This is a genomic window from Cyanobium sp. LEGE 06143 (genome assembly GCF_015207535.1).
Classification (GTDB): Bacteria; Cyanobacteriota; Cyanobacteriia; order PCC-6307; family Cyanobiaceae; genus NIES-981.
This window is the reverse complement of sequence record NZ_JADEWP010000269.1, coordinates 1-2,390: the sequence shown is the minus strand read 5'-3', so window position 1 is coordinate 2,390 and position 2,390 is coordinate 1. Positions and strand designations below refer to the sequence as shown.

The 2,390-nt window shown below is 69.6% G+C and carries 2 protein-coding genes and 1 tRNA gene; 2 read left to right on the top strand and 1 reads right to left on the bottom strand.

Going from position 1 to position 2,390, the window contains the following annotated elements; genetic code table 11:
* Positions 1-88: 88 nt before the first annotated feature.
* Complete coding sequence (gene arsS, locus IQ216_RS13390) at positions 89-1,006, top strand: arsenosugar biosynthesis radical SAM (seleno)protein ArsS (protein ID WP_193815865.1); 918 nt, start codon at positions 89-91, stop codon at positions 1,004-1,006.
* Positions 1,007-1,032: 26 nt separating this feature from the next.
* The gene (locus IQ216_RS13385) at positions 1,033-2,142 is read left to right on the top strand and encodes a methyltransferase domain-containing protein (protein ID WP_193815864.1); all 1,110 of its coding nucleotides are present in this window, start codon (positions 1,033-1,035) and stop codon (positions 2,140-2,142) included.
* Positions 2,143-2,204: 62 nt separating this feature from the next.
* On the opposite strand, the gene IQ216_RS13380 is transcribed toward IQ216_RS13385, so the two are convergent.
* Positions 2,205-2,276 (bottom strand) — tRNA-Lys (locus tag IQ216_RS13380).
* Positions 2,277-2,390: the final 114 nt, after the last annotated feature.

Here is a 2,390-nt window from a genome sequence, read left to right as displayed (position 1 = left end):
GTCCAGCGCATCCCTCAGCACCAGCCTCAGCAGCCAGCCCAGCGCCGGCAGCAACGGCGTAGCGGCAGCGCCCCCGGGCTTCCCAGCCCTGCGGCGCCAGGCCCTCAGTTGCCTCCAGGTGAACCTGGGCTACCGCTGCAACCAGAGTTGCAGCCACTGCCACGTGGGCGCGAGCCCGACCCGCACCGAGAGCATGGACGCCGCCACCGCGGCCCTGATCCCCCAGGTGCTGAAGGCCAGGGGTCTGGGCAGCCTGGATCTCACCGGCGGCGCCCCGGAGCTGCATCCACTGTTTCGCCAGCTGGTGCGGCAGGCGCGCCAGCTGGGGGTGACGGTCATCGACCGCTGCAACCTCACCATCCTCAGCGAACCCGGCCAGGAGGATCTGGCGGCCTTCCTGGCCGACCAGGGGGTGGTGGTGGTGGCCTCCCTGCCCTGTTACTCCGCCGACAACGTGGATCGTCAGCGCGGCGATGGCGTGTTCGAGCGCAGCATTGCCGGCCTGCAGCAGCTCCAGGCCCTCGGCTACGGCGAGCAGGGCTCAGGCCTGGTGCTGAACCTCGTGTACAACCCCCAGGGGGCCGCCCTGCCGCCGCCCCAGCAGCAGCTGGAGGCGCAATACAAGCAGGTGCTGGAGCGCGACTTCGGCCTCCGCTTCAACCAGCTGTTCGCCCTGGCCAACATGCCGATCCAGCGCTTCGCGGCAGTGCTCAAGGCCAGCGGCCAGCTGGAGAGCTACCTCGAGCTGCTGCGCTCCAGCCATCGCGACGCCAACCTGGATGGCGTGATGTGCCGCTCGCTGATCAGCGTCGACTGGCAGGGGCAGTTGTTCGACTGTGACTTCAACCAGATGCTCGACCTGCCTGCCGGCGGCAGTGACAGGCCCAGGCTCCACCTGAGGGATCTGCTGCGGCTGGATCCCAGGCACCAGCCGATCGCCGTGGGCGAGCATTGCTTCGGCTGCACCGCCGGCAGTGGCTCCAGCTGCAGCGGCTCCCTGGCCTGACGCCACCCGGACTCCTTCCTCTCCCCATGACCACCACCAGTGACCGGGCCGCCTGCGACGCCGCCCAGCCCGACCAGGACCTCAGCCGTCAGGTGCAGCACTATTACGGCACGGTGCTGAGCAGCAGCGCCGACCTGCGCACCAGCGCCTGCTGCGACGCCACCGCCCTGCCGGCCGACCTGAAGCCACTCCTGGCCCGCCTCCACCCCGAGGTGCTGGCCCGCTACTACGGCTGCGGCCTGGTGATGCCCCCCCTGCTGGAGGGCGCCCGGGTGCTGGATCTGGGCTGCGGCAGCGGCCGCGACGTCTACCTGCTCGCCCAGCTGGTGGGCCCCACGGGCAGTGTGGTGGGGGTGGACATGACCGCCGAGCAGCTGGCGGTGGCCCGGGAGCACCAGAGCTTCCATGCCGAGCAGTTCGGCTTTGCCAACGTGCAGCTGCTGGAGGGGCGGATCGAGCAGCTCGACGCCCTGGGCCTGGAGCCGGGCAGCTTCGATGTGGTGGTGTCCAACTGCGTGGTGAACCTGAGCACCGACAAGCGGGCGGTGCTCAGCGGCGTGCGCCGCCTGCTGCGGCCGGGGGGAGAGTTCTATTTCGCCGATGTCTATGCCGACCGGCGCGTGCCCGAGGCACTGCGCCTCGATCCGGTGCTCTACGGCGAATGCCTCGGCGGCGCCCTCTACTGGAACGACTTCCTGCGCCTGGCCCGCCAGGCCGGCTTTGCCGACCCGCGCCTGGTGGAGGACCGTCCCCTGGCGATCACCGACCCGCAGCTGGCGGCCCGCACCGGCGAGCTGCAGTTCTTCTCAGCCACCTACCGCCTGTTCCACAGCGACAGCCTCGAGGACGCCTGCGAGGACCATGGCCAGGCGGTGATCTATCGCGGCAGCGTGCCGGGCCAGCCCCATCGGCTGGACTTCGACAAGCACCACAGCATCGAGACGGGCCGGGTGTTCCCGGTGTGCGGCAACACCTACCGGATGCTGGCGGAGAGTCGCTKCGCTGAGCACTTCAGCTTCATCGGCGACTTCAGCCGGCACTACGGCCTGTTTCCCGGCTGCGGCGGCACGCTGCCCTTTGAGCCCGGCGGCCAGGAGCTGCCCACTGCCGGGGCGGAAGCGGGCAGCTGCTGCTGAGCAGTCGAGCGTCTGCAGACAGATCAGCGGCGCCGCTGGATCAACGCCGCGTCGGATCGCAATGGGTCGCCTGAGATTCGAACTCAGGACCAATCGGTTAAAAGCCGAGTGCTCTACCGCTGAGCTAGCGACCCGCGCCCTTGGGCACCCATGGAACGTATCACCCCGTGGCGACCTCCTCCAAACAGCACAGCGGGCGGGTTCTGGAGCCCGGAAAATGGCTCCGACCCAGTCCGCCAGTTCGCCAC